The organism is Microseira wollei NIES-4236 (genome assembly GCF_020521235.1).
Taxonomy (GTDB): domain Bacteria; phylum Cyanobacteriota; class Cyanobacteriia; order Cyanobacteriales; family Aerosakkonemataceae; genus Microseira; species Microseira wollei.
Map to the genome: position 1 here is coordinate 1 of NZ_BLAY01000348.1, position 4294 is coordinate 4294.

General features: G+C 47.9%; 4 protein-coding genes. 2 read left to right on the forward strand and 2 right to left on the reverse strand.

Going from position 1 to position 4294, the window contains the following annotated elements:
* On the reverse strand, positions 1 to 2111 hold a 2111-nt coding region (locus tag MiSe_RS47865; RefSeq protein WP_226594354.1), incomplete at its 3' end, for a CHAT domain-containing protein.
* 159 nt (positions 2112 to 2270) lie between these two features.
* Between MiSe_RS47865 and MiSe_RS47870 the strand changes: the two genes are divergently transcribed.
* Positions 2271 to 2567 (forward strand): type II toxin-antitoxin system TacA family antitoxin, encoded by a 297-nt coding sequence (locus MiSe_RS47870; protein ID WP_226594357.1) that lies wholly within the window; start codon positions 2271 to 2273, stop codon positions 2565 to 2567.
* 2 nt (positions 2568 to 2569) lie between these two features.
* Positions 2570 to 3085 (forward strand): GNAT family N-acetyltransferase, encoded by a 516-nt coding sequence (locus tag MiSe_RS47875; RefSeq protein WP_226594359.1) that lies wholly within the window; start codon positions 2570 to 2572, stop codon positions 3083 to 3085.
* Between the two features lie 43 nt (positions 3086 to 3128).
* On the opposite strand, the gene MiSe_RS47880 is transcribed toward MiSe_RS47875, so the two are convergent.
* The coding region (locus tag MiSe_RS47880) for a CHAT domain-containing protein (RefSeq protein ID WP_226594362.1) at positions 3129 to 4294 on the reverse strand (1166 nt) is incomplete at its 5' end.

Genomic DNA, 4294 nt, shown 5'->3' on the forward strand with positions numbered 1-4294 from the left:
TCCCAGGCTAATAGCTTAAGTCGGTTGAAACCGACTGTAAATACCGGAGAATTAGTCCGTTTTAACGGACTTTCGCCTCGTGACCACGGCTCTGCCTGGGAACGCCGGAAATTTATTTCCGGGCGGGTTGAAAGGAGAAACGAAAAGCCTTCTGAATCATTAATTTCCCGAGCATATGAATGGGAAACTGACATCTTGTTATTCCCTGGAATCGGTAATGCAGCAAAGGGAACATATTGTAATGCCCCATCTCCCACAATTAGTAAGCGTTTGTTACTCAATAGATTCGCCACAGGGGCGAGAAGTATTTGACTCAGTGAAAGTCCGGTATCGAGTGTTGCTGAACTATCTTTAGTAACAGATTCGCGGAAAGTTTTGACGGCAGCTTCTATTTCACTTTGTTTGGGCAGTACGTAACTGGTGATGCTGTTTTTGGTGACTGCCCAAAGATAACTGCGTTCTGCACCAAGGGAATATTGTAAAAGTAGCGTATCGTCATCGAGGATTTGTTGTTGAATCTGTTGTAGATTCAACGGTTCGGGATATTTGAGGGCAGCGTAGCGGGGACTGGTGGTGCGAATTTGGGCTTCTAGTTGTTTGAGTTGGGCGAGAACATTATCGATTTTTTGTTTAATTTCATTCAGTTCTTGTTCGTCAAACTGACCGCTTTGGAGTTGATATCTGCGATGCTCAAAGGTGTTGAGTTGTTGTTGCAGATTGCGTTCTTGTTCTAACAGTTTGGGGTCAGCACCAGAGCGAATGTTGGCAGTAGCTTCGGTGAGGAGTTCGAGGAGACTGCGGGCGCGGGCGCGTTCGCTAATGTGCAATGCTTGAGCATCATATCCTTTGTTGGGGTTTTGCTGGTGCAGTTGCATTAATAGGTCGATGTAGAATTTGTAATAATCCTGAACGGTCGCAAAGTAGGATTGACGAAGATCTTGAGAACCGATTTTGGTGCGGAGGTCTTCGACAATGGTAATGGCGGCTTCAATGTCAGTCAGGGCTTCGGTGAGGTTGCCTTGAGTGCGTTTGACGAAGGCAAAATTCGAGAGAGTTGTGGCTTCCCCCCCTCTATACCCCACAGCCCGTAATAGGGGTAAGGCTTGGTTGTAGTAGTCGAGGGCTTTCTGCTTTTCTCCCAGAGAGTTGTACGCACCGCCAATATTGTTGAGAGTTGCGGCTTCCCCCCCTCTATCCCCCACTGCCCGTAATAGTGGTAAGGCTTGGTTGTAGTAGTCTAGGGCTTGCTGCTTTTCTCCCAGTGAGTCGTACACATTGCCAATATTGTTGAGAGTTACGGCTTCCCCCCCTCTATCTTCCACAGCTCGTCTTAGGGGTAAGGCTTGGTTGTAGTAGTCTAGGGCTTTCTGCTTTTCTCCCAGGGAGTTGTACGCACCGCCAATATTGTTGAGAGTTGTGGCTTCCCCCCCTCTATCCCCCACAGCCCGATATAGGGGTAAGGCTTGGTTGTAGTAGTCGAGGGCTTTCTGCTTTTCTCCCAGGGAGTTGTACACAGAGCCAATATTGTTGAGAGTTGTGGCTTCCCCCCCTCTATCCCCCACTGCCCGTAATAGTGGTAAGGCTTGGTTGTAGTAGTCGAGGGCTTTCTGCTTTTCTCCCAGTGAGTCGTACACAAGGCCAATATTGTTGAGAGTTGCGGCTTCCCCCCCTCTATCCCCCACTGCCCGATATAGAGGTAAGGCTTGGTTGTAGTAGTCTAGGGCTTTCTGCTTTTCTCCCAGGTCGTCATTAATTCTGCCCATACCCAGCAGCGTGACAGCTTCATTTCCTTTATCCCTAGCAGCGCGATAGAGTTGGCGGGCGGCTTCTAACTTTTCCAATGCTGCCCGTAATGATTCTGCTGTTCTTTGCCGAAACAGTTGTAAGCCTTCTTGATAAAGTCTATCCGCTTCTGAGTTGCTGCTATTTTGGGCGATGATGGTGTTTTGATCGGATAAGAAACCGGGTTTCTGGTCATTAGATCTGCTGTGAAGAAACCCGGTTTCTGAAGGTTTGGGGGTGGATATTACTGACTCGGATAGCAACGCTACACCGATAATTCCTGATACTGAAATGCCTTTGAGCAAAGCAAAAAACAATTTTTTACCCATTACAGCACCTCAACTTAACTTCTAAACACCAAAATCCATCCCATTTTCCCCATCAAACGCAACGGCGTTCCTTCCGTTACCCACTTCCCTGCTGGAATTTGTGTTGATATTGTGTATACAATATTTGTAGGCTCATTGTGTAGACACACAGGAGATGAAATGACGCAAGTACCATCATCTCAATCGGGGAATCGCAACCGCGATGTCACCATTAACATCCGGACACACTCCCAGCAACGCGATTTAATCGACCTTGCGGCAGCAGCTGTGGGCAAGAACCGCTCTGATTTTATGCTAGAAACGGCTTACCGGGAAGCCGTAGCTATTTTACTGGAGAGGCGATTGTTTCTACTGGATGATGAGAAGTTCTCCGAATTTATGGCTCTCTTGGATGCGCCACCTTCTAGCAATGAAAATCTGCGTCAGCTGCTAACGACTTCATCGCCTTGGGATTAACGGTGGTAGACTCGAATCGGCCTTTGCAGGCTCCTCAACCTCTAAAACCAGACCATCAGCTAGAAGAGTTTGATTCCGGCAATCCAGAATTAGATGATTGGTTACGCAAGCGATCGCTTAAAAATGAAGACAGCGGTGCATCGCGAACTTATGTAGTGACAGTTGGACAAAAAGTAGTTGCCTACTACTGCATCGCGAACGGCAGTGTCTTAAATGCTACGGCTTCAGGTAAAGTCCGCCGGAATATGCCAGACCCAATTCCGGTCATGGTAATCGGCAGGCTGGCTGTAGACTTGAATTGGCAAGGACAAGGAATTGGACGTGCTTTGGTGCGCGATGCTGTTTTGCGGACTCTACAAGCGGCGGCAATTGCTGGCATCCGGGCTATCCTAGTTCATGCTATTTCGGAAGAGGCTAAGGAATTCTATTCTAATTGTGGGTTTACGCCTTCACCTGTTGCGCCAATGACACTGATGATAACGATAAAGGATGCTAAGGCGGCTCTCGGTATTGAGTAGGTGCAGGAGCGATCGCATATATTAATCTGAAATAAGCGATCGCTCACCGCCAATCTCCCTGCACGGTAAACGCCGCCCAATAATAAGGAGACTGCCGATTTGCAGAATTCCACATCTCTAATTGTGCCGCTCTCAAAGCCGTTATCGGATTTTCCCCCCCTTGCAACATCTTCTGATAAAACTTCGCCATTAACTCCGAAGTCGCCGCATCATTCACACTCCACAAACTCACCACCACCCGCCTCGCCCCAGCATACATAAAGCCTCTTGTCAAGCCCACCAAACCTTCACCTTTCACATTTTCACCCAAGCCGGTTTCGCAAGCACTCAAAACTACCAATTCCGCCGGTAAATTCAGGTTAAAAATATCGTGGAGGCGCAAAAACCCATCTGAGGGATTGCCTTTTTGGTCATAAAGAGATAGCACTACACCTGATAATTCAGGAGCGATGGGATCGACTAATCCGTGAGTGGCAAAGTGGATAATTTGATATTGGGCTAAATCGGGGTTAGTTGCGGTTTGGCGAGAAGCATTAAAATCAAAAGCTTGGAAACGTTGCGCTTCTGGAACCAGGGCAAGAATTTTATTAGCTTCATCGCGAGTATATGCGAGGCGATCGAATATTTTGCCACCTCCGTCTTGCCCTAAACCTAAGTTCCGAGTGGCGCGATTCAGGCTCAGATTAGATAGTGTATCCGGAGTTTGTGCGGGTGGATTACCTGCAATGCGAGAATCTTTAAGGTTGAAAATCGGATCGGCAATGACCGCAACGGTTTTGGCGACTGGGGAACGATTTTGCAGTTGGCGACGTTGAATCGCAACTGTAGAAATAGAAGGGAGAGTAACAATTTCGTTTTGGACTAACAAAGGCGTGTAAGAATTGGATTGGTTTGTATCTGCCACCCACCTGGGATTCAAATCCCAGGCTAATAGCTTAAGTCGGTTGAAACCGACTGTAAATACCGGAGAATTAGTCCGTTTTAACGGACTTTCGCCTCGTGACCACGGCTCTGCCTGGGAACGCCGGAAATTTATTTCCGGGCGGGCTAGTTGTGAAACAGACAGCTCAGTTGTATCTGCAACCCACCTGGGATTCAAATCCCAGGCTAATAGCTTAAGTCGGTTGAAACCGACTGTAAATACCGGAGAATTAGTCCGTTTTAACGGACTTTCGCCTCGTGACCACGGCTCTGCCTGGGAACGCCGGA